Origin of the sequence: Pseudomonas sp. LAM2023, from assembly GCF_016620375.1 — a bacterium.
GTDB classification, from domain to species: Bacteria; Pseudomonadota; Gammaproteobacteria; order Pseudomonadales; family Pseudomonadaceae; genus Aquipseudomonas; species Aquipseudomonas anuradhapurensis.
This window is the reverse complement of record NZ_JAENHV010000017.1, coordinates 289,090-309,378: the sequence shown is the minus strand read 5'-3', so window position 1 is coordinate 309,378 and position 20,289 is coordinate 289,090. Positions and strand designations below refer to the sequence as shown.

Genomic DNA, 20,289 nt, shown 5'->3' with positions numbered 1-20,289 from the left:
ATGTCCAGTCAAGTAATGCACGGTGCTGCTCATGGTCACGACCATGGGCATGACGACCACCACCACGACTCGGGCCAGATGACCGTACTGGGTTTCTGGCTGTACCTGATGACCGACTGCATCCTGTTTGCGTCGCTCTTCGCCACCTACGCGGTGCTGTCCGGCAGTTTTGCCGGCGGCCCGTCGGGTCATGACATCTTCCAGCTCGATTTCGTAGCTGTTGAAACGCTGTTCCTGCTGCTGTCCTCGATCACCTTCGGCTTCGCCATGCTGAAGATGTTCGATGGCAAGAAAGCTGGCGTACTGGGCTGGTTGGCTGTGACCTTCCTGTTCGGTGCAGGCTTCATCGCGATGGAAATCTATGAATTCCATCACCTGATCGGCGAAGGCTTCGGCCCGAACCGCAGTGGCTTCCTGTCGGGCTTCTTCGCCCTGGTAGGTACCCACGGCCTGCACGTGACCGCCGGCCTGATCTGGATGGCAATCATGATGTACCAGATCAACAAGCACGGCATCACGCCGACCGCCAAGACCCGCATGAGCTGCCTGAGCCTGTTCTGGCACTTCCTGGACGTGGTCTGGATCTGCGTATTCACCGTCGTCTACCTGTTGGGAGTTCTGTAATGGCTAACGCACACGACACTCATCACGAAGGTAACCACGGCAGCGTCAAGTCGTACATGATCGGCTTCATCCTGTCGATCATCCTGACTGCGATCCCGTTCGGCCTGGCCATGTCGCCAAGCCTGCCGAAGAACCTGACCGTTCTGATCATTGTTGCCATGGCCGTGATCCAGGTAGTCGTACACCTCGTGTACTTCCTGCACATGGACCGCTCGAAAGAGCAACGCAACAACGTTTCGACGTTCCTGTTCACCACCTTGGTGATCGCGCTGCTGGTCGGCCTGTCGCTGTGGATCATGTTCAGCATCCACTTCGAAATGTTGGCCAAGTGAGGTAAGACTGCATGTCCGTTAAGCACTTTATCCAAATCACCAAACCGGGGATCATTTTCGGTAACGTGCTTTCCGTGGCAGGCGGTTTCTTCCTTGCCGCGAAGGGCCATGTGGATTTCGCCCTGTTCCTGGCGGTGGTAGTGGGTACTTCGCTGGTAGTCGCGTCCGGTTGCGTGTTCAACAACTGCATCGACCGCGACATCGACCAGAAGATGGAACGCACCAAGAACCGCGTCATGGTTCAGGGCGGCATGCCGCTGCCCCTCGCGCTGATCTACGCCACCCTGCTCGGGGTGGCGGGTTTCAGCCTGCTGTATGTCCAGGCCAACCCGCTGTCGGCGTTCTGCGCGCTGATCGGCTTCATCGTCTACGTCGGTTTCTACAGCCTGTGGCTGAAGCGTAAATCGGTGCACGGCACCCTGGTTGGCAGCCTGTCCGGTGCCATGCCTCCGGTGATCGGCTACTGCGCCGTGAGCAACAGCTTCGACCTGGCTGCGGTCACCCTGCTGGTGATGTTCAGCCTGTGGCAGATGCCGCACAGCTTTGCCATCGCGATCTTCCGCTTCAAGGACTACAGCGCTGCCAACATTCCGGTCCTGCCGGTGGCGCGCGGTGTCCTCGCGGCGAAGAAGCAGATCGTGCTGTACGTGCTGGCCTTCGTGCTCGCCACCCTGATGCTTACCCTCGGCGGTTACGCCGGCCTCGGCTACCTGGCCGTGGCTGCTGCCATGGGCCTGTACTGGCTGTACATGGCCTGGGGAGGCTACAAGGCCGAGGACGACAGCAAATGGGCACGCAAGGTGTTCGGCTTCTCCATCCTCACCGTCACTGCACTCAGCGTGATGATGGGTGTGGACAGCCAGACCGCTGCGGACGTGCTGATGACCTACGCGCGCTGAGACTGCTGCCTGTTTCACGAAAACCCCGGCCATGTGCCGGGGTTTTTTTATGTGCGTTTTCCTGTGCCGGCCCCTTCGCGGGCTCGCCCGCTCCCACAGGGTTACTCTCGGCCCTGAGACTGCGCCGTATCTGTGGGGGGGGCGGGCGAGCCCGCGAAGAGGCCCGTCCTGAAAACATAAAGTTCAGATTTTCAAAAAATACATCTGAAAAATTCTATGAAAACAGGAAATTACCCTTTACAAAATTCCTGTTTCGGCACTATCTTCTGATCCAGGCCGCCATATCGGCCAACGTCGCTCGGACGGTTCCGGGCGCTTACGTACTCAGAGGAAGCCATGGCCAACCCAGGTTCGCCGCGCCGCTTTGCGCGCATCGATCGTCTCCCCCCTTACGTCTTCAATATCACTGCCGAGCTCAAGATGGCTGCCCGCCGCCGTGGCGAGGACATCATCGACCTGAGCATGGGCAACCCCGATGGCGCCACTCCGCCGCACATCGTCGAAAAACTGGTGCAGGTCGCCCAGCGTGAAGACACCCACGGCTATTCCACCTCTCGCGGTATTCCGCGCCTGCGCCGGGCCATCTCCAACTGGTACAAGGAACGCTACGAGGTCGATATCGACCCGGAAAGCGAAGCCATCGTCACCATTGGTTCGAAGGAAGGCCTGGCGCACCTGATGCTGGCCACACTCGACCAGGGCGATACGGTGCTGGTGCCCAACCCCAGCTACCCGATCCATATCTACGGTGCAGTGATCGCCGGTGCCCAGGTGCGTTCGGTGCCGCTGGTGCCGGGGGTGGACTTCTTCAACGAGCTGGAGCGGGCCATACGCGAGTCGATCCCCAAGCCGAAGATGATGATCCTTGGCTTCCCGTCCAACCCTACCGCGCAGTGCGTGGAGCTGGATTTCTTCGAGCGCGTGGTGGCCCTGGCCAAGCAGTATGGGGTTCTGGTGGTGCATGACCTGGCGTATGCCGACATCGTCTACGACGGCTGGAAAGCGCCGTCGATCATGCAGGTGCCGGGGGCCAAGGATATCGCCGTGGAGTTCTTTACCCTGTCCAAGAGCTACAACATGGCCGGCTGGCGCATCGGCTTCATGGTTGGCAACCCCGAGTTGGTCAGCGCCCTGGCGCGGATCAAGAGCTACCACGACTACGGCACCTTCACCCCGCTGCAGGTAGCCGCCATCGCTGCGCTGGAAGGTGACCAACAGTGCGTTCGCGACATTGCCGAGCAGTACCGCCAGCGCCGCAACTTGCTGGTGAAAGGGCTGCACGAACTGGGCTGGATGGTCGAGAACCCCAAGGCCTCGATGTATGTGTGGGCGAAGATTCCGCCGGAGTATGTGCACCTGGGTTCGCTGGAGTTTTCCAAGAAGCTGCTGGCCGAGGCCAAGGTGTGCGTGTCGCCGGGGATCGGCTTTGGTGACTACGGTGATGACCACGTACGCTTTGCCCTGATCGAGAACCAGGACCGCATTCGCCAGGCGATTCGCGGGATCCGGCAGATGTTTCGGGCCGATGGTCTGACCCGCAAGTAAGCCATTGGTGCCGCTTTGCGCCCATCGCCTCACAGGTATGCTCAATCCCTGGGGCCTGTGATACCCCTGTGGGAAACCGGCGATGGGCTGTGAAGCAGCCCCCGATACCAAGAGGTAAAGGGAGCTGCCTTCCGCCTGCGTTCTCATTGTTCATCGCCCTACCTTGCGCACTCATTTCTCACCACAGAGACCCACAAATGAGTGTATTCACCGCCTACTTCTGCGGCACCGGCTCCCACCGCTTCGACCACGCCAACCCCAATTTCTGGAACGGCGAGCTGGTATCAACCCTGGCCAGCAACGATCTAGGCCGCGAGTTCGCCCATTGGATCGCCGTGGATGGCCCAGGCAGCGGCAACCTGCAGGATGACAACCTGTTCGTCGAGCCCGGTGGCTATTTCAACTGGACCGGCCAGCTGTTCGGGCGTGGCTGGGAAGAGAACGTCAGGCATGTGTTGCAGGTGATAAAAGGCGAAAGCAGCTGGCAGCGTACCGAACTGAGCGAGCAAGAATACCAGCGCCTGAAAGACGCCGGCGTACCGGTTCCGGACCCTTCTTCCACTGCCTCCTGGTTCTGGCGTACCCATTACTATGGTCACCGCCATCCGACACCCCAGCAATTGCAAGAGCGCATTATCGGCATCTTCCGCAAGCCGCGCATTCCGGCCCAGGTCAACCTGATCGGCTGGAGCCGGGGAGGGATCAGCTGCCACATGCTGGCCAATGCCATGGCCCAGGACCCGGTGTTGCGCCACATACCCGTGAACATCTTTGCCATCGACCCGGTGCCAGGCGTTGGCAACGTGCAGACCGAGCGTGTGACGCTGGCGGAGAACGTCAAAGAGTACGTGGGCTTCTACTCGCGGGATGAGCGTTCCAAAGGGTTTGCCTGTGTGATCCCTTCGGTAGCGAGCGGGACGCGGATATGCGTTTACCCCATGCCAGGCCGCCACGCCACGCTGGTCGGCAACGCCTCGGCGGATGGCGCCGGTGCCGGCAAGGTGCTGGTGGAGCCGGGGCTGATCGTGCGTCATTTCGCCGAGGTTTGCCTGACCCGCTGGGGTGTGCAGCTCGACAAGCGCTTGACGCTGGACGACAGCCAGCTGATGAAGCATCACCAGGCCATGGCGACAGCAGATAGCCAATATCAGGCCATGCGCAGCGAGTCCTACACGGTACTCACCGAGGGTGAAAAGGACGACCGCCTGGTGCACTGTGGTGAAGCACGTACCTACTTCAGCAAGGTGCAAGGCAGCCATTATGAGCCAAACGCCGGGCTTGCTCTGCAGCGCGCGGATGCCTCGACGTACAAGGCTATCTGCTAATGGAAACGGGCGGTCGGCGCAGGTGTTGGCCGCCCTCGGCCGGCCGCCGGATCAGCGGCAAATATTTTTGCATTGCCCCCCTATCCAGCAGCCCCGGCTTGGATTGAAAATGGCGCCGCGGGCCAGCCCCGATAACAACAACCTTCCCTCCGTGCCATCATGTCCGAATATAACCCTTGCCTTGACTGCGGCGCCTGCTGCGGGTACTTCCGTGTGTCCTTCTTCTGGGGCGAATGCCAGTCATCCGGCGGCCTGGTACCGGATGACCTGGTGGTACAGATCAACCCCACCCGTGTCGCCATGATCGGCACCGACGCCAAGCCATGCCGCTGCATCAGCCTGCAGGGCGAGATTGGCCAGCAAGTGGCGTGCACCATCTACGCCAACCGCTCCAGCCCCTGCCGCGAGTTCGAGGCGTCGTGGGTGGGTGGGGTACACAACCCCAGCTGTGACGATGCGCGGGCGGCATATGGGCTGCCACCGCTGACGCCGCCAGGGGCCAATGAGCCGCATTGGCCGGATGACGGCGCTGAGGTGGCCTGAGCGCCAGCCTGCGCGGGCCACCCGGATGCCTGAACCGTGCGCTTGACGTTAAACTGTCATTTCCCCAGCCATGGACAGGAGATCCGGCGTGACCCCACCCCGCAGTTTCCCCAGTGACCTCTGCCTTGACAGCCCGCGCCTGCAATTGCGCCCCATGCGCCATGCCGATGCAGCACAGTGGCTGGCAATCATGGCCGACCCCGAGGTCATGCGCTATTGGCACCATGCCCCCTGGCAAGACCTGGCCGAAGCCGAAAGCGCCCTGGCCGCCGATCGTGAAGCCTATGCCAACGGTGACCAGCTCAAGCTGGGCATGTACCGGCGCGACAACGGTGAACTGATCGGCATGGTCCAGCTGTTCAACATCGACGATGTCTCTCGCCGTGGCGAGATCGGTTATTGCCTGGCCAGCGCCATGCAGGGCCGAGGCTACATGGACGAGGCGCTGACCTGCTTCATCGACTACCTCGCCCACACCCTGCACATGCGCCGCCTGGAGGGCGAGATCGACCCACGCAACCAAGGCTCGGCACGTACCCTCGAACGCCAGGGCTTCGTGCTAGAAGGTACCCTGCGTGCGCGCTGGTGTGTGGCTGGCGAACTGTCCGACTCCGGTATCTATGGCCTGCTGCTGGAGCCGCCGGTTGCCTGACCGCATGCCATCCCATCGAAGGTTTGGAAGCGGGGCAGGGGCTGGGTTATGGTCACAGCCTGTTCCTTTCCCCAGGTATGCCCCTTGCCCGTTTTCTACCTGAGCGCCAGCTTGCTGCTGTACCTGCTCGCACTGTTCTTCGATGGCGCGCTGATGAGTGGCGACCGTCACATGCCGGCCTTGCAGATGCTGTTGTATGGGCCATGGGGCCTGCCTTTCGGGATGTATCAGTGGTTCGCCAACCCGTTGCTGGCGCTGGCCGTCCTGGCGCATCGGCGGTTCCGCCGGCTGGCACTCCTGGCCGGCCTGGTGGCGCTGTACCTGGCTGCCAGCAGTTTCGGAATTGACCGCTTGCCGGACAACCAGAGCTACGCGTTTCATGAGCGTACCGGCTTTGGGGCCGGGTTCTACCTGTGGCTGGCGGCGATGATGGTGTTCTGCCTGGGACAGGCCTGGTGTTGCTGGAAGGCGCGCAGTGCCGCCGATATGCCGGGTTGGAGCTGGCTGGACGTGGTGCTGGTTGCGGCGCTGGGTGTGGCGTTCTATGCCGCGACGCAGATGCCGACGTTGCGCTTTGAGCCGGGCAGGGTGCTGATGCCGCAGGAGCAGCCGCAGACGCTTTGAAATCCACAAGGAGAGTTTGCATGATCAAGCATTACCTGACCGGCCTGGCATTGGCCTGCTCGCTGTCATCGGCAATGGCCGATGACTACACGGCCGCCTACGGGCAGTGCATGGACAAGGCGTCCAGTACCGTGGCCATGAGTGAATGCATCAAGGCCGAAACGCAGGTGCAGGACCAGCGCCTGAACCGGGTGTACAAGCAACTGATGGGCAAGCTCGATGCCGGGCAGCAGAAGCGCCTGCGGGATGTGCAGCGTACGTGGCTGGCTTACCGCGATGGCAATTGCCAGTTCCATGTGCAGGCCAGTGGTGGAACCATGGCGGTACTGGAAGGTGGGTCCTGTTTGATGGACATGACCCGCGACCGGGCGGCGGAGCTGGAACGAGTGCTCAGCCCCGGGCAATGAGGTCGTGTCCGGGATGACTGGCCCCGTTGTAGGAGCGGCCTTGTGTCGCGAAAGGGCCGCAAAGCGGCCCCCCGGTTCAACATGGCGAAAACGGCCGGGGCCGCTGCGCAGCCCTTTCGCGACACAAGGCCGCTCCTACAGGTATTGCCGTGCCCTTGGCAGCAGCTTTAGCTGCGCGGTGCGCGTAGTGCCCGGGCCTTGAGGTACTCGCGTACTTCCACGGCATCCCCGGCAAACTCGATACGCTCTGCCTTGGCTGCGCGCTGGTAGGCGTACATCGGGTCGTAGTACTCGTTCAGCAAGCCTTCGATCCAGCCTCGATGCAAGTCCACCGCACCGCTGCGCTGCTGTTCCTCTAGGGCCAGGCGGAGGATGTCCGACAGGCGCTGATAGCGTTCGCCGCCCAAGCGCTTGTAGATGTTGGCCATGCTCTGCAGCAGACGCTCGGCGAACAGCCGGCGGCCGTCCTCTTCGCCATGCACGCTGACGAACTCGGCGCTCAGGTTGATCACATAATCGCGCAGGATGCGCTCCACCCGGTTGGCGAACGTGTCTTCCAGCCACACCAGTGGGTACTGCTGCATACCCTGGTATAGCTCCAGTGGCACCGTGCAGCTGCCGACAATGCGGCCTTCGTCTTCCAATACGAACTGCTCGATGCCGCGGGCACGTTTCTTCAGTACATCGATGGCCAGCTGGTTCTCGAAGTCGATCTGCGCCGGCTGTGCGGTGGCGCGCTTGCCGAAGCTGGAGCCGCGATGGTTGGCGTGGCCTTCCAGGTCGAGCACGTTGTCCAGCTGGTGCAGCACGTCGGTCTTGCCGGTGCCGGTCAGGCCGCCAACCAGCACGAAATCACATTGCTCCACTGCCTGCTGAGTGGTTTCCAGCAGGAAGGTACGCATGGCCTTGTAGCCACCTTTGATCCGCGGGTAATGGATACCCGCTTCATCACGCAGCCAGCCCTGCACGATCTGCGAGCGCAAGCCACCACGGAAGCAATACAGGTAACCCTCCGGGTGAGCCTGGGCAAATGCCGCCCAGGCTTCCAGGCGGGCCTGTTTGCTGGCGCCACTGACCAGCTGGTGGCCGAGGGCGATGGCGGCGGCCTGGCCCTGCTGCTTGTAGCAGGTACCGACCTTCTGCCGTTCCTGATCGGTCATCAGCGGCAGGTTGACGGCGCCGGGGAAGGCGCCCTTGGCAAATTCGATGGGGGCGCGCATGTCCATCATCGGCACGTCATCGAGGAACAGCTGGCGGAAGTCGGTGCAGTCGGGGCGCATCAGATCACCTCGACCGCGTGGCTCTGTCGCTCGACCAACTGGCCGATCGCTGCCAATTGCAGGCCCAGCCCGGCGGCTTCGGCGAGGAACTCGGCTTCCCCGTCCGGGGTGACCGCCACCAGCAGGCCGCCGCTGGTTTGCGGGTCGCACAGCAGGTGCTTCTGGTCGTCAGTGAGGGCGCCGATCTTGTGCCCGTAGCTGTCGAAGTTGCGCAGGGTGCCACCGGGGATGCAGCCCTCGGCCAGGTAGTGTTCGACACTCGGCAGCCGTGGCACAGCGGCGTACTCCAGGTGCGCGGTGAGGCCACTGCCTTCGGCCAGTTCCACCAGGTGGCCGAGCAGGCCAAAGCCGGTGACGTCGGTCATCGCCTTGACCCCGTCGAGCTTGCCGAAGCGGCTGCCGGGGGTATTGAGGGTGCACATCCAGTCACGGGCCAGGCCCTGGTCCTGTGGGCGCAGCTTGGCCTTTTTCTCGGCGGTGGTGAGGATGCCGATGCCCAGCGGCTTGGTCAGGTACAGGCGGCAACCTGCGCTGGCGGTGTCGTTGCGCTTGAGGTGGCGCTTGTTCACCACGCCGGTGACAGCAAGGCCGAAGATCGGTTCGGGGGCGTCGATGGAGTGGCCTCCAGCCAGCGGGATGCCGGCTTCGGCGCACACCGCACGGCCACCGCGGATCACTTCGCGGGCCACTTCCGGCGGCAGCACATTTACTGGCCAACCGAGGATGGCGATGGCCATCAACGGGTCGCCGCCCATGGCATAGATGTCGCTAATGGCGTTGGTGGCGGCGATGCGGCCGAAGTCGTAGGGGTCATCGACGATCGGCATGAAGAAGTCGGTGGTCGAAACCACACCACGCTCGTCGTCCAGCGCATACACGGCCGCGTCGTCACGCGAGGCGTTGCCGACCCACAGTTTCGGATCCAGGGCCTGGGCGCCGCTTTCGGCGAGGATCACATCCAGCACCTTGGGGGAGATCTTGCAGCCACAGCCGGCACCATGGCTGTACTGGGTCAGGCGAATCGGCTCGCTCATGTGTACCTCGGCAGGTCAAATTATTGCGCGATTGTAGCAAAGCTGGCCTTTGCGCCCGCGCCTCTTATAATTCCCGTGGTCGGCCTGACGGTCGGCCTTTCCCCGCTATTGAACCGGAGAACACCCATGCTCAAACGCCCCCTGGCGCTCGCCGCCGGCCTCGTGCTGTCCTGCTGTGCCGTAGTCGCCCAGGCTGCTGAAACCCTGCGGGTCAGCGCCATTCCCGACGAAGCACCGACCGAACTGCAGCGCAAGTTCAAGCCGTTGGGCGAATACCTGGCCAGGCAACTGGGCATGGAAGTCAAGTTCGTGCCGGTCGCCGACTACCCGGCAGTGGTCGAGTCGCTGGCTTCCGGTCGCCTGGACCTGGCCTGGCTGGGCGGTTTCACCTTCGTTCAGGTCCACCTGAAGGACCCGACCGCCACGCCGCTGGTGCAGCGTGAGCAGGATGCGCAGTTCACCTCCAAGTTCATTACCGCCAACCCCGATGTGAAAAGCCTGGCCGACCTCAAGGGCAAGTCGTTTGCCTTCGGTTCCATCTCGTCCACCTCGGGCAGCCTGATGCCGCGTTACTTCATGCTCAAGCAGGACAATATCAAGCCTGAAGACTACTTCAGCCGAGTGGCCTATTCCGGTGCCCACGATGCCACCGTGGCCTGGGTGCAAGCCGGCAAGGTCGATGGCGGCGTGCTCAACGCCAGTGTCTGGCAGAAGCTGGTCGATGCCGGCAAGGTCGATACCGCCAAGGTGAAGGTGTTCGCCACCACCCCGACCTACTACGACTACAACTGGACCGTGCGCGGCAACATGGACCCGGCGCTGAAGGAAAAGATCCAGAAGGCGTTCCTCGACCTCGACCCGGCCAACCCGGAGCACAAGGCCATTCTCGACCTGCAAGCGGCCAGCCGCTTCATCGAGACCAAGCCCGAGAATTACGTGGGCACCGAGCAGGCTGCACGCGAGGCCGGCCTGCTCAAGTGACAGTCTCTTGCGAAGTGGCTATTCAGCTGCACGGCGCCGGCCTGCGCCATGGCCAGGTGCGTGCGCTTGACGCGGTGAACCTGCGTATCTGCCAGGGCGAGCGCGTCGCCATCATCGGGCCGTCAGGGGCAGGCAAGTCCAGCTTGCTGCACCTGATGGCCACGGCGATCCAGCCCAGCAGCGGGCGCCTGGAGCTGCTGGGCGAACAGCCCTGGGCGTTGTCCGCCAGGGCGCGGCAGCGCCTGCGTGCGCGGGTCGGCCTGGTGCATCAGGCCCCGCCATTGCCGCCACGCCAGCGGGTGGTGACGGCGGTGCTGGCCGGCCGCCTGGGGCAGTGGGGTGTGCTGCGCGGCTTGCTCAACCTGTTGTACCCCAGCGATGTGCCTGGCGCGCGCCAGGTCCTGGCCGAGTTGGGCCTGGCCGACAAATTGTTCGTGCAGTGCGGGCAATTGTCCGGCGGCCAGTTGCAGCGCGTGGGCATTGCCCGCGCGTTGTACCAGCAGCCACAGCTGTTGTTGACCGATGAGCCGGTGTCGGCCATGGACCCGGTACTGGCTGACCACAGCCTGGCCTTGCTCAACCGTCACGCCCAGGCCCATGGCATAACCCTGGTGGCCAGCCTGCACGCGGTGGAGTTGGCGCTGGCGCACTTTCCGCGGGTGGTGGGGATCCGCGAAGGGCAGGTGGTATTCGACTGCCCGGCGCACGCGGTGACCGAGCAGTTGCTCGATGCGCTGTACGCCAACGAACAGCTGGTGCCGGCGCCGCCTCAGGGGCCGACGCTGACTGTGCAGATTCCGCGATGCTGAAGGCTGACGTGCGCGACCCGGCCTTGCTGCCGAGGTTGCTGCTGGCGCTGCTGGCGGTACTGCTGCTGTGGCCGGGCGTGCAACTGAGCGAACTGAACCCGAGGGTGCTGCTCCAGGCGCAGAATCGCCAGCAGATCGCCAGTTTTACCAGCGCCTTCTGGCCGCCGGCTCACACAGCAGACTTCCTGGCGCTGCTGTATGAAGCCACCTTGCAGACCCTGGCCGTGGCCACCGCCGGGATGGCGTTGGCCTTGTTGCTGGCGGTCCCTGCCGGGCTGCTGGCCAGCCGGGCCTTGTCGTTGCGCGCGGCCTCGCGTGGCGGTCGTGCCGGGCTAAGGTCACGCGTGCTGCGCCTGCCGGTGCGCTGGCTGCTGATATTCCTGCGCAGTGTGCCGGAAATTGTCTGGGCGTTGCTGTTCGTGCGGGCTGTCGGGCTGGGGCCGACGGCCGGTGTGCTGGCTATCGCCATTACTTACAGCGGCATGCTCGGCAAGGTCTACGCGGAAATCTTCGAGTCGGTCGACCAGCGCCCGGCCCATGCGTTGTTGCAAGCGGGCAGTGGCAGGTTGGCGGCGTTTCTCTACGGCATCCTGCCCAGCGCTGCGTCGGAAGTGGTGTCGTATACCGTGTATCGCTGGGAGTGTGCGGTGCGGGCCTCGGTGGTGATGGGCTTCGTCGGTGCCGGTGGGTTAGGGCAGCAGATCGACCTGTCGATGCGCATGTTCGCCGGTGCGGAAGTGGCGAGCATGCTGCTGACATTTTTGGTGCTGGTGATGCTGGCTGACCTGCTCAGCCGCTTGCTGCGCTGGAGGCTGGCATGAACCGGGCGATCAACCTGCTGCTGCTCGGGGCCATTATCGCCGCAGTGGTGGCCTCGTTCGCCTACCTCGAGCTGGACTGGCAGGCCCTGTTCGGCAATGGCGGGCTGGGGCAGATGGCGGAATATGCCGGGCGTTTTCTGCACCCGGACCTGTCTGCCGGGCATTTGCGCGCGGTCGCGCATGGCGCGTTGGAAACCTTGGCCATGTCTGGGTTGGGTACTTTGTTGGCCATGCTGTTGGGCCTGGTGCTGGCGTTACCCGCCGCGGGCCGCTTCGGGTGGCCGCTGCAGGGCTGTGCGCGGTTGTTGCTCAATGCCCTGCGGGCCATTCCGGAACTGGTGTGGGCCGCGCTGACGGTACTGGCGGCCGGGCTGGGGCCCAATGCCGGTACCCTGGCCCTGGCGCTGCACACCGCCGGCGTGCTCGGGCGGCTGTTTGCCGAGGCCCTGGAGAACGCGCCGCCGGAGCCGGCGGCGGCCATCCGCCTGCAGGGTGGCAGCCAGCTGGCGGCGTTCTGCTTCGGTACCTTGCCTAACCTGTGGCCGCAGTTGCTGGCCTACAGCTTGTACCGCTGGGAGAACAACATCCGCATGGCCAGCGTGCTGGGGTTTGTCGGCGCTGGTGGTTTGGGGCAGATGCTGTACACCACCTTGAGCCTGTTCCAGGAGGCCCAGGCCAGCACGGTGATCATGGGCATGCTGGTGCTGGTTTTGCTGGTGGATGCCTTGAGCGATGTGCTGCGTCAACGCTACGTACGCGCCTGATCGGTAGCCGGGGCTGCTCTGCAGGCTGGCGCTGTACCTGTAGGAGCGGATTCATCCGCGAAGCAGGCGACGCGGTGGCTGGCACCGGCTGTGCCGGTTATCGCGGCTGAATCCGCTCCTACGAGGATCGCGCAAGGCCTAGGATCCCGAGCAAGGCAGATGCTTGCGTGGAGTCGGAATCGTTCACGCACCAACCACTTCGGCACATTGCGCTTCCCGCTGCATCGACTCCAGGTTGCGCTCGATCGTCTCGCAAATGCTGTCCATCTGGATCTGGTGCTCACTGAAGCGGAACGGGCTCTGCAAGTCCGTTCCGATCCGCTCGATCGCCAGCAGCATGAACCCCACCACCGTCGACGCCAGCGGCGTGAACCAGCCCAGCGACTCCACCAGCCCCACCGGTACGATCAGGCAGAACAGGGTGATGAACAGCCGCGGGAAATACACATAGGGGTAGGGCAGCGGGGTGTTGGCGATCCGCTCCATGCCACCCTGGGCATTGGACAGGTCTACCAGCGTCGACTCCAGCCGCGCCAGGCGAATGCTGTCCAGCCGCCCGGCCTGGTACTCCCGCGCCAGCAGGGCCGCCGAGCCGCTGAGGATGTCGTTGGCGAAATTGTTCGAGCGGTTGCGCCGTTCGAACTCTGCGGGCGGGATGAAAGCCATCAGCGCGTCCGGGCAGCTTTCGCCCTTCAAATGCGCTGCCAGGCAGTTCACATAGGCGATATGCCGGCGCAGCAGGGTGGCCTTGACCGGGTTGAGCGCGTCATCCGCGTCGTCGATCAACGTAAGTGTCTGCCGAGCGAAGCTGCGCGAACTATTGACCAGCGCCCCCCACAAGGTGCGTGCCTCCCACCAGCGGTTGTAGGCGCTGCTGTTGCGAAAACTCACCAGCACCACCAGCGCAGAACCCAGCAAGGTCAACGGGATCAGCGGCAGGGTGAACTTGCTGTTGAAGAACAGCATGAAGTCGATGGTGACCAGCACATCCCAGATCAGCAGCCAGAACAGCGACCAGCCGATGTAGCCGATGGTCTTCACGGCCAGGCGGTACTTGCGGACGATGATGTCTTTCACGCGGGGTACCTCGAAAATGGGCAGATGCAGGATCCGACGTCGAGGTAGTGTGAAGGTTCGCTGGATGATTGTTGCAAGGGATTTTGCTTTCCTCGTTCAGCCCCATGCACTGCCACGCTGACTCAGCCGGGCTGAGTCAAGACCTGTTTCATCTGCACCAACGCCACTCGCGAACCCTCCCACGCCTGCCGTTCCTCGATACCGAACGGCACGAAGCCCAGCTGTGGATAAAGCAGCAGGCCCGCGGTGTTGTGGTTGAAGCACGACACCCACACCTCCCGGGCTGCGAACTGTTGGCGGGCCAGTTCGATCATGGCCGTTACCAGGTAGCGCGCCACGCCGTGGCCGCGTGCAGCGGGGGCCACGACCACGTTGCCCAGGGCGCATACACCGCCGTGTTCGGCCTTGTAGAAGTTGGCGAAGGCCAGCACCGTGCCGTTGCCTTCCACCACCGTGGAGCCGCTGCGTTGGGCGATGGCATCGCTCAATTGCGCGGGGGTGAGGGGATAGGTGGCTTTGGGGAACATATAGAACAGCTCGGCCGGGCTTTGCGGGAAGCGGCAGATTGCGGGGATGTCGTCGGGCCGTACCGCGCGGTGGGTCAGGTGCATGGCGAGTCCTTGTGTGCTGGCTGATCGGGCCTATTCGCGGGTTGGGGCAGTATCGGTGTGGGCAGGTGTGCCCGCGAAGCCACATTCTGCCCCACGACGGGTCAATGCTCACTGTCTGGCTATTTCCCCGCTTGGTTCGGGTTGGCGTTTCGCAGCAGCTCTTTGCGCAATTTGCCGGGAGACATGCCGAACAGGTTCTGGAAATGCCGAATGAAATGGGGCGCATCGGCAAAACCGCATTCAAAAGCGATTTCGCCGATATGTCGATCCGAGCTGATCAGCAGCCAGCGGCCAAACCTGAGGCGAACCTGGCGATAGAACTGGGCCGGAGTGCTACTGGTTTCAGCAACGAACAGCCGCTCAAGCTGGCGTTTACTGGTCCCGACCAGGTTGGCGATCGCGTCGATAGCCAAAGGCTCGGTCATGTGCTTTTCCATCAGCATCACGGCTTCGTGCAGGCGCCTGTTCGAAGAGCTGGCGTAGCCCAGCGCCTTGCGCCGGTCGACGAAACTGCCAGAGCTGCTTTTCGCGACGGTCATCTGGTGCACGACCTTGCCGGCCCGATCCGGACCGCAATGCAGCCCGACAAGATGGATGGCCAACTCGATCACCGAGATACCCCCTGCGCAGGTGATGCGATCCTTGTCGATGAGGAAGTCACTGTTGCTGACAAAGCGCAATCGGGGGAACAGGCGTTTCCAGTCATCGCAATGGTAGGCATGCACGCAAGCGGTACGCCCTTCCATCAGGCCATGGCGTGCGAGCACGAAGCTGCCCGTGCACAGGCCGATCAATGGCACGCCAGCGGCAGCCGCCTGATGCAGGAATGCCGGATAAGTCTTCGGCGCTGTCTCCAGGTAGTCCAGTAACCCACCTATCACCACGATGTAGTCGAATTGATGAGGGTCGCTGAGTTCACTGTCGATGGGTACATCCAGCCCGCAACTGGAAACAACCCTTTGCCCAGGGCTACCGAGGACATTCCATCGGCAACGTATCGGGCGGCTCTGATCGCCGGTGTCGGCAGCATGTCGCAACGCATCGGTCAGCCCCGAGAGAGACAGCAAGGGGAAACGCGGCCATAGCACGATCCCGATAGACAACTCGGTGGCGCCGCGTCGGCTTGGCGGATGCCGTGCCTGGCCCTTGTCGAGTGCTTCCACGAGGCTTGCGCTGGAGGTGTTGGGCAGCACATCTCCGAAATGTCGCAAATGTTCAATCATTCCTGCAAACCATCCAACCAGTTATGCCGCTGGTCACCATACGATGAGTGCCTGCCTAACACCATGCTGTTCATAGAAAAACAATCAAGGAGCACGTGATGCAGAAGCCCATTGTTCAACGGTTGGCCGGTATCTACGCGGGTTTGCTGGTATCCATGCTGGCCTCGCTACCGGCGTCCGCACTGGAAACGGTAGAGCCGGGAAGCCTGACTATCGCCTTCACCGGGGACATGCCAGGGACCGGTTATCAAGACAGCCGGATGGTCGGCTACGACGGTGAAATCCTTCAACAAATATCCGAGAAACTGGGTTTGAAGGTCAAACCTGCCTTGATGGACTGGGCCAGCACCATTGCCTCGGTACAAGCCAACCGCGTGGATGTCATGGCCGGCACCATGGGTTGGACCGAGCAGCGCGCGAAGATCATGACCGTGAGCGACCCGATTCACTATTTCAAGAACGGCATCACCCAGACCGACAAGACCAACTGGAGCAGCCTCAAGGATCTGCAGGACAAGAAAGTCGGCACCATCACCGGTTTTTCGTTCATCCCGGAGATGCGCAAGATCGAAGGGTTGCAAGTGGCGCTGTACGACACCTCGGATGCTGCGGTGCGTGATCTGCTCGCCGGGCGCATCGATGCAGTGATTGGCGACCCTCCAGTCATGCAGTACGCCATTTTCCGCAATCCACAATGGCACCTGCGCTTCAACGCATTCACCGACAACGATCCGAAGTTCCCCCTGCTGACCGGCCTGGGGCAGGTGGTGTACGGCTTCAACAAAGAGGCCAGCCCGCAGCTGGTGGCCGCCGTCAACGAGCAGATCCAGACCCTCTGGAAAAACTGTGAAATGCGCAAGATCGGTGCCCGCTACGGCCTGACCCAGGATGTCTGGTATGTGCCGCAAGGCAGCAACCTGAGGCTGGGTGTCGACCGCCCGGCGGACTGGCAACTGCCTGGCTGCAAGTAAGCGCCTGAGCGGATGAATCGGCCACATGCCGGTTCATCGCCACACCTATAACAATAAAGAGGTTAACCAAGATGTCGACCCCGTCCGAACCTGCGTTGCTGCGCGTGCATGACCTGCACAAGAGTTATGGTGATCTGGAGGTGCTCAAGGGCATCAACCTGGAGTTGAAAGCCGGGGAAACGCTGTCGTTGATCGGCCCCAGCGGGTCGGGCAAGTCCACTTGCCTGCGCTGCATCAATTACCTGGAAAAACCCACCCGGGGCGATATCTGGCTGGGCGACGAGCTGATCGGTCAGGTCAAGGACGGCAAGCGCATACGCCTGATGAGTGATCGGGAAATGGCCCCGCAGCGTCGCGAGATCGCGATGGTGTTCCAGCTGTTCTACCTCTGGCCACATTTGACCGTGCGCGACAACGTTGCGCTGGGGCCGATCAAGGCGCAGGGCATGCCACGCAAGCAGGCCTACGAGCTGGCTGATGCCATGCTGGAAAAGGTCCACCTGCGGCACAAGGCCGAGGTCTATCCCGAGCAGTTGTCCGGCGGCCAGCAACAGCGGGTGGCTATCGCCCGCGCGTTGGCCCAGCAACCCAAAGTCATCCTGTTCGACGAGCCGACCTCGGCACTGGACCCCGAGCTGGTGGGCGAAGTACTCGCCGTGATTCGTGAGCTGGCGCAGGAGGGCCGCACCATGATCATGGTGACCCATGAAGTGCGCTTTGCTCGGGACGTGGCGGACCGGGTGATCTTCATGGACGGTGGCCACATTGTCGAGCAAGGGCCCTCGGCGCAGGTAATCGACAGCCCGCGTCATGAGCGTACCCGCAGTTTTCTTGGGCGCATGGCCATGGAGGGCGCTTGATGGCGAACGTCGAGGTGTTTCTCGGGCTGTTGCCCCTGTTGCTCAAAGGCGCGCTCACCGCTCTGGAAATCGCACTATGCACCTTGCTGCTGGCGAGCGCCGGCGGCGTGGTATTGGCTGTGTTGCTGACGTTCAGTCGGTCACGGCTGTTGCATGGGGTGATTGGCTGCTTCATCGAGTGGATGCGCAATGTGCCGGCGCTGGCGCATCTGTTCCTGATCTATTTCGGTCTCTCCTACCTTGGCATCAACCTGCCCGCGTGGCTGGCCGCCATCGTTGGCCTGAGCCTGGTCGGCAGTGCGGTGTTGGCCGATATTTTCCGTAGCGGCTTGCAGTCGCTGCATGTCGGCCAGCATGAAGCCGGGTTGGCTGTCGGCCTGAGCCGGATGCAGATTCTGCGTTGCATTCTGTTGCCCCAGGCCCTGCGAGTGACCTTGCCAGCGTTCGCCAACTACGTCACCCAATTGATCAAGGACACCTCCATCGCCTCGGCCATCGCCGTGCCGGAGATCATGTTCCTGGCGCGCAATCTGGTGACCTCAACCTTCCAGACGTCACTGATCTACCTGGCGGTGATGTGCATCTACGCGGCGATGATCCTGCCGATCGGTGTGGGATTCATTCGCCTCGAACGTCATTTGGGGAGCGCGCGATGATCGGTTTCTTCCAGCAATACCCGGAGTACTGGAGCGACTGGAGCGTTCGCCTGTTGCTCGGTGCACGGATCACTGCCGAACTGTCGCTGATCGGGTTCGCCCTGGCGGTCGTGCTGGGCGCGTTGCTGGTCTGGGCGCTGAGAAGCCCCAACCGCATCCTCAAGCGCCTGGCAGCGTTGTTCATCCAGAGCATGCGGGCAGTACCGCTTCTGGCGTTGCTGCTGGCCCTGTATTTCGCACTGCCCAGCCTGGGGTTGACCTTGTCCGGCTATTGGGCCGGGGCCATCGGCCTGGGGCTGCAGGGTGCCGCGTACGTTGCGGAAATCCTCCGTGGCGGCCTGGATTCGCTGCATCGCGGCCAGCGCGAAGCCGCTATCGCAATCGGCCTGACGCCGCTGAAAGCGTTTACCGCGGTCATCCTGCCGCAAGTGTTTCGGGTCATCTTGCCGCCCCTGCTCAATGCCTACGTGTCGATCCTCAAGGACAGCTCGTTGTGCGCCCTGATTGCCACCGATGAATTGATGCTGGCAGCGCGGGCCATCGCTTCGGAAACCTTCCTGCCAATGCATGTCTTCCTGCTGGTAGGGCTGTTCTATTTCGTTATCGCCTTCCCTCTTTCAATGCTGTCGCGGGTGCTTGAAAAGCACGTTTCACGCGGCCGCAAAACCGTGCGAGGTTGAACCTATGAACACCATGGATCAGGTAACTTTCCACAGCATCGGCCAGTTGCAGCAGGCGCTGCAGGCCGGCTCGCTGACCAGCGAAGCGCTGGTGCGTGCGCAACTGGCGCGCATCGAGCGCTTTGACGAGCAACTGAATGCCTATGTCGAAGCCTATCCCTCGCGTGCGTTGAACGCGGCCATCGCTGCAGATCGCCAGCGTGCTTCCGGCATTCACCTGGGGCCGCTGCATGGCATTCCGTTGGCGATCAAGGATTTGTTCGAGATCCAAGGCCAGGCCATCACCGGTGGCTCATTGGCGCAGCAACCGCGAGTTTCCACGTTGACCGCCACTGCAGTGCAACGCCTGGAGCGGGCCGGTGCGATCATTCTCGGCAAGACCCACACCGTCGAATTCGCTTTTGGTGGCTGGGGCACCAATGCGGTGATGGGCACGCCGTGGAACCCGTGGGACCGTAACGTACATCACGCTCCGGGTGGCTCCAGCAGTGGTTCGGCAGTGGCCGTGGCCAGCGGCCTGGCGAGCGCGGCGTTGGGTACCGATACCGGCGGTTCGGTGCGGATTCCGGCGGGGATGTGCGGCCTGGTCGGGCTGAAAACCACGCGTGGCCTGGTCAGCCGCCATGGCTTGATCGAGCTGTGCCCTTCGCTGGACTCGGTAGGGCCTATCACGCACAAGGTGGAAGATGCGGCGTGGATGCTGGATGCCCTGCTGGGGCCAGACCCGCTGGACCCGGTTTCGGCCCGCGCACCGGTGTTCAGCGCCGCTGCCGGCCTCGAGCGGCCGGTCGCCGGCTTGCGCATCTGGGTGTTGCCCGAGGCGGAACGCGCGCACATCGCCCCCGGGGTACTGAAGGCATACGACCTGGGGCTCAAGCAGTTGGCCGCGCTGGGCATGCAATTGATCGAGCAACCGCTGCCCACGTCGCTGGAGCAGTGCATGCGCATCGCTGGCGGGCTGATGAGCGCCGAGGGTTACGCCAACCTCGGGCGCTTGTTCGAGCGCGACGACCTGCGTTTCGACCCCCATGTCCAACGTCGCATACTCAGCGGGCGCGCCATCGACGCGGCGTCGTATATCCAGCTGCACAATCAGCGCCGCGCCGCCCGGCAAGCCATGCAGGAGGCGATGAGCAACATAGACGCCTGCGTTTTCCCGACCAACGCTATTGGCAGTGTGCCGTTGGAGGAGGTCGACGAATATGGCACGCCACTGGCCTTGTTAGGGCGCTTCGCCAACTTGCTGAACCTGTGCTCGGTGGCGCTGCCCATCGGCTTCGATGAAAAGCGTATGCCTGTCTCGATGCAGGTTGTCGGGCCGGCCTTCGCTGAAGCGCTGGTTCTTCGCATCGGTCATGCCTATCAACAGGTCAGCGACTGGCACACGCTACGGCCTGAGGGCTGGGCGCTGGCGGGCAAAGCGGTGGCATGATCCATGTGACGGTTTGATATATCCCTGAGTATCACTTTGGCAGTATTAAAGTTGCGGGCGTTTCAAACTTCTTGACCCTGTGTTTAGTTTTTTGTCGCTGTTGGTGAAGTTTATTGCTGCACGTCAAGTCAAGCCATTT

The 20,289-nt window shown here is 62.6% G+C and carries 23 protein-coding genes; 18 read left to right on the top strand and 5 right to left on the bottom strand.

Translation table 11 applies throughout. The annotated features are described in order from the left end of the window. From cyoC to JKP78_RS11375, 9 genes are all read left to right on the top strand, one after another. A complete protein-coding gene (cyoC, locus tag JKP78_RS11415; RefSeq protein ID WP_170028314.1) occupies nucleotides 1-624 on the top strand; it encodes a cytochrome o ubiquinol oxidase subunit III in 624 nt (207 codons plus the stop codon). Then, complete coding sequence (gene cyoD, locus JKP78_RS11410) at nucleotides 624-956, top strand: cytochrome o ubiquinol oxidase subunit IV (RefSeq protein ID WP_003259128.1); 333 nt, start codon at nucleotides 624-626, stop codon at nucleotides 954-956. Before cyoC ends, cyoD begins: the two co-directional genes overlap by 1 nt. Before the next feature lie 11 nt (nucleotides 957-967). Then, nucleotides 968-1,855 (top strand): heme o synthase, encoded by an 888-nt coding sequence (gene cyoE / locus JKP78_RS11405; protein WP_170028315.1) that lies wholly within the window; start codon nucleotides 968-970, stop codon nucleotides 1,853-1,855. A gap of 336 nt (nucleotides 1,856-2,191) precedes the next feature. Then, nucleotides 2,192-3,400: an alanine transaminase gene (gene alaC / locus JKP78_RS11400; protein WP_186686323.1), complete on the top strand. Its 1,209-nt coding sequence runs from the start codon at nucleotides 2,192-2,194 to the stop codon at nucleotides 3,398-3,400. A 197-nt stretch (nucleotides 3,401-3,597) separates the two neighbouring features. Next, nucleotides 3,598-4,725, top strand: a complete 1,128-nt coding sequence (locus JKP78_RS11395) for a hypothetical protein (RefSeq protein WP_186686322.1) — start codon at nucleotides 3,598-3,600, stop codon at nucleotides 4,723-4,725. 159 nt (nucleotides 4,726-4,884) lie between these two features. Then, nucleotides 4,885-5,268 carry a YkgJ family cysteine cluster protein gene (locus tag JKP78_RS11390; protein WP_170028317.1) on the top strand — a complete coding sequence of 128 codons (384 nt, stop codon included), beginning with the start codon at nucleotides 4,885-4,887 and terminating at the stop codon, nucleotides 5,266-5,268. 88 nt (nucleotides 5,269-5,356) lie between these two features. Next, nucleotides 5,357-5,920, top strand: a complete 564-nt coding sequence (locus JKP78_RS11385; RefSeq protein ID WP_170028318.1) for a GNAT family N-acetyltransferase — start codon at nucleotides 5,357-5,359, stop codon at nucleotides 5,918-5,920. Nucleotides 5,921-6,004: 84 nt separating this feature from the next. Next, nucleotides 6,005-6,544 (top strand): hypothetical protein, encoded by a 540-nt coding sequence (locus JKP78_RS11380; protein ID WP_170028319.1) that lies wholly within the window; start codon nucleotides 6,005-6,007, stop codon nucleotides 6,542-6,544. A gap of 20 nt (nucleotides 6,545-6,564) precedes the next feature. Then, complete coding sequence (locus JKP78_RS11375) at nucleotides 6,565-6,951, top strand: lysozyme inhibitor LprI family protein (protein ID WP_186686321.1); 387 nt, start codon at nucleotides 6,565-6,567, stop codon at nucleotides 6,949-6,951. Nucleotides 6,952-7,118: 167 nt separating this feature from the next. Here JKP78_RS11375 and mnmH read toward each other — a convergent pair whose 3' ends face one another. Both mnmH and selD read right to left on the bottom strand, forming a co-directional pair. Continuing rightward, nucleotides 7,119-8,231, bottom strand: a complete 1,113-nt coding sequence (gene mnmH, locus JKP78_RS11370) for a tRNA 2-selenouridine(34) synthase MnmH (protein WP_186686319.1) — start codon at nucleotides 8,229-8,231, stop codon at nucleotides 7,119-7,121. Then, nucleotides 8,231-9,265: a selenide, water dikinase SelD gene (gene selD / locus JKP78_RS11365; RefSeq protein WP_186686317.1), complete on the bottom strand. Its 1,035-nt coding sequence runs from the start codon at nucleotides 9,263-9,265 to the stop codon at nucleotides 8,231-8,233. The genes mnmH and selD overlap by 1 nt, the downstream gene beginning before the upstream one ends. Before the next feature lie 126 nt (nucleotides 9,266-9,391). Between selD and JKP78_RS11360 the strand changes: the two genes are divergently transcribed. Genes JKP78_RS11360 through phnE form a run of 4 tightly spaced genes read left to right on the top strand, consistent with a single transcriptional unit; the run spans nucleotide 9,392 to nucleotide 12,640 of the window. Beyond that, complete coding sequence (locus JKP78_RS11360) at nucleotides 9,392-10,246, top strand: putative selenate ABC transporter substrate-binding protein (RefSeq protein ID WP_186686315.1); 855 nt, start codon at nucleotides 9,392-9,394, stop codon at nucleotides 10,244-10,246. Between the two features lie 14 nt (nucleotides 10,247-10,260). Further along, the gene (locus JKP78_RS11355) at nucleotides 10,261-11,055 is read left to right on the top strand and encodes a phosphonate ABC transporter ATP-binding protein (RefSeq protein WP_200626758.1); all 795 of its coding nucleotides are present in this window, start codon (nucleotides 10,261-10,263) and stop codon (nucleotides 11,053-11,055) included. After that, nucleotides 11,049-11,876 carry a PhnE/PtxC family ABC transporter permease gene (locus JKP78_RS11350; protein ID WP_200626673.1) on the top strand — a complete coding sequence of 276 codons (828 nt, stop codon included), beginning with the start codon at nucleotides 11,049-11,051 and terminating at the stop codon, nucleotides 11,874-11,876. The genes JKP78_RS11355 and JKP78_RS11350 overlap by 7 nt, the downstream gene beginning before the upstream one ends. Next, nucleotides 11,873-12,640, top strand: coding sequence for a phosphonate ABC transporter, permease protein PhnE (phnE, locus tag JKP78_RS11345; protein ID WP_186686310.1), 768 nt, complete (start codon nucleotides 11,873-11,875; stop codon nucleotides 12,638-12,640). The genes JKP78_RS11350 and phnE overlap by 4 nt, the downstream gene beginning before the upstream one ends. Nucleotides 12,641-12,823: 183 nt before the next feature. Here the strand turns inward: phnE and JKP78_RS11340 are convergent, their stop codons facing one another. The 3 genes from JKP78_RS11340 to JKP78_RS11330 all read right to left on the bottom strand — a co-directional run bounded on the left by JKP78_RS11340 (nucleotide 12,824) and on the right by JKP78_RS11330 (nucleotide 15,551). Beyond that, nucleotides 12,824-13,717: a bestrophin family protein gene (locus JKP78_RS11340; protein ID WP_186686308.1), complete on the bottom strand. Its 894-nt coding sequence runs from the start codon at nucleotides 13,715-13,717 to the stop codon at nucleotides 12,824-12,826. 122 nt (nucleotides 13,718-13,839) lie between these two features. Then, a complete protein-coding gene (locus tag JKP78_RS11335) occupies nucleotides 13,840-14,328 on the bottom strand; it encodes a GNAT family N-acetyltransferase (protein ID WP_186686306.1) in 489 nt (162 codons plus the stop codon). 119 nt (nucleotides 14,329-14,447) lie between these two features. Further along, on the bottom strand, nucleotides 14,448-15,551 hold the full coding sequence (locus JKP78_RS11330) for a GlxA family transcriptional regulator (RefSeq protein ID WP_186686304.1): 1,104 nt from the start codon (nucleotides 15,549-15,551) through the stop codon (nucleotides 14,448-14,450). A 98-nt stretch (nucleotides 15,552-15,649) separates the two neighbouring features. Between JKP78_RS11330 and JKP78_RS11325 the strand changes: the two genes are divergently transcribed. The 5 genes from JKP78_RS11325 to JKP78_RS11305 all read left to right on the top strand — a co-directional run bounded on the left by JKP78_RS11325 (nucleotide 15,650) and on the right by JKP78_RS11305 (nucleotide 20,150). Next, nucleotides 15,650-16,522: a substrate-binding periplasmic protein gene (locus JKP78_RS11325; RefSeq protein WP_200626672.1), complete on the top strand. Its 873-nt coding sequence runs from the start codon at nucleotides 15,650-15,652 to the stop codon at nucleotides 16,520-16,522. 71 nt (nucleotides 16,523-16,593) lie between these two features. Continuing rightward, on the top strand, nucleotides 16,594-17,382 hold the full coding sequence (locus JKP78_RS11320) for an amino acid ABC transporter ATP-binding protein (protein ID WP_170028331.1): 789 nt from the start codon (nucleotides 16,594-16,596) through the stop codon (nucleotides 17,380-17,382). Next, a complete protein-coding gene (locus JKP78_RS11315) occupies nucleotides 17,382-18,038 on the top strand; it encodes an amino acid ABC transporter permease (protein ID WP_186686298.1) in 657 nt (218 codons plus the stop codon). The genes JKP78_RS11320 and JKP78_RS11315 overlap by 1 nt, the downstream gene beginning before the upstream one ends. After that, entirely contained in the window at nucleotides 18,035-18,718 is a 684-nt protein-coding gene (locus tag JKP78_RS11310; protein WP_186686295.1) for an amino acid ABC transporter permease, read from the top strand. Before JKP78_RS11315 ends, JKP78_RS11310 begins: the two co-directional genes overlap by 4 nt. A gap of 4 nt (nucleotides 18,719-18,722) precedes the next feature. Continuing rightward, nucleotides 18,723-20,150, top strand: coding sequence for an amidase (locus tag JKP78_RS11305; protein WP_200626671.1), 1,428 nt, complete (start codon nucleotides 18,723-18,725; stop codon nucleotides 20,148-20,150). Nucleotides 20,151-20,289 lie beyond the last annotated feature (139 nt).

What these genes read in the sequence shown, in the direction of transcription:
- cyoC (WP_170028314.1), top strand. Translation starts at nt 1, where the DNA reads ATGTCCAGTCAAGTAATGCACGGTGCTGCTCATGGTCACGACCATGGG.
- cyoD (WP_003259128.1), top strand. Translation starts at nt 624, where the DNA reads ATGGCTAACGCACACGACACTCATCACGAAGGTAACCACGGCAGCGTC.
- cyoE (WP_170028315.1), top strand. Translation starts at nt 968, where the DNA reads ATGTCCGTTAAGCACTTTATCCAAATCACCAAACCGGGGATCATTTTC.
- alaC (WP_186686323.1), top strand. Translation starts at nt 2,192, where the DNA reads ATGGCCAACCCAGGTTCGCCGCGCCGCTTTGCGCGCATCGATCGTCTC.
- JKP78_RS11395 (WP_186686322.1), top strand. Translation starts at nt 3,598, where the DNA reads ATGAGTGTATTCACCGCCTACTTCTGCGGCACCGGCTCCCACCGCTTC.
- JKP78_RS11390 (WP_170028317.1), top strand. Translation starts at nt 4,885, where the DNA reads ATGTCCGAATATAACCCTTGCCTTGACTGCGGCGCCTGCTGCGGGTAC.
- JKP78_RS11375 (WP_186686321.1), top strand. Translation starts at nt 6,565, where the DNA reads ATGATCAAGCATTACCTGACCGGCCTGGCATTGGCCTGCTCGCTGTCA.
- mnmH (WP_186686319.1), bottom strand. Translation starts at nt 8,231, where the DNA reads ATGCGCCCCGACTGCACCGACTTCCGCCAGCTGTTCCTCGATGACGTG.
- selD (WP_186686317.1), bottom strand. Translation starts at nt 9,265, where the DNA reads ATGAGCGAGCCGATTCGCCTGACCCAGTACAGCCATGGTGCCGGCTGT.
- JKP78_RS11360 (WP_186686315.1), top strand. Translation starts at nt 9,392, where the DNA reads ATGCTCAAACGCCCCCTGGCGCTCGCCGCCGGCCTCGTGCTGTCCTGC.
- JKP78_RS11350 (WP_200626673.1), top strand. Translation starts at nt 11,049, where the DNA reads ATGCTGAAGGCTGACGTGCGCGACCCGGCCTTGCTGCCGAGGTTGCTG.
- phnE (WP_186686310.1), top strand. Translation starts at nt 11,873, where the DNA reads ATGAACCGGGCGATCAACCTGCTGCTGCTCGGGGCCATTATCGCCGCA.
- JKP78_RS11335 (WP_186686306.1), bottom strand. Translation starts at nt 14,328, where the DNA reads ATGCACCTGACCCACCGCGCGGTACGGCCCGACGACATCCCCGCAATC.
- JKP78_RS11330 (WP_186686304.1), bottom strand. Translation starts at nt 15,551, where the DNA reads ATGATTGAACATTTGCGACATTTCGGAGATGTGCTGCCCAACACCTCC.
- JKP78_RS11325 (WP_200626672.1), top strand. Translation starts at nt 15,650, where the DNA reads ATGCAGAAGCCCATTGTTCAACGGTTGGCCGGTATCTACGCGGGTTTG.
- JKP78_RS11320 (WP_170028331.1), top strand. Translation starts at nt 16,594, where the DNA reads ATGTCGACCCCGTCCGAACCTGCGTTGCTGCGCGTGCATGACCTGCAC.
- JKP78_RS11315 (WP_186686298.1), top strand. Translation starts at nt 17,382, where the DNA reads ATGGCGAACGTCGAGGTGTTTCTCGGGCTGTTGCCCCTGTTGCTCAAA.
- JKP78_RS11310 (WP_186686295.1), top strand. Translation starts at nt 18,035, where the DNA reads ATGATCGGTTTCTTCCAGCAATACCCGGAGTACTGGAGCGACTGGAGC.
- JKP78_RS11305 (WP_200626671.1), top strand. Translation starts at nt 18,723, where the DNA reads ATGAACACCATGGATCAGGTAACTTTCCACAGCATCGGCCAGTTGCAG.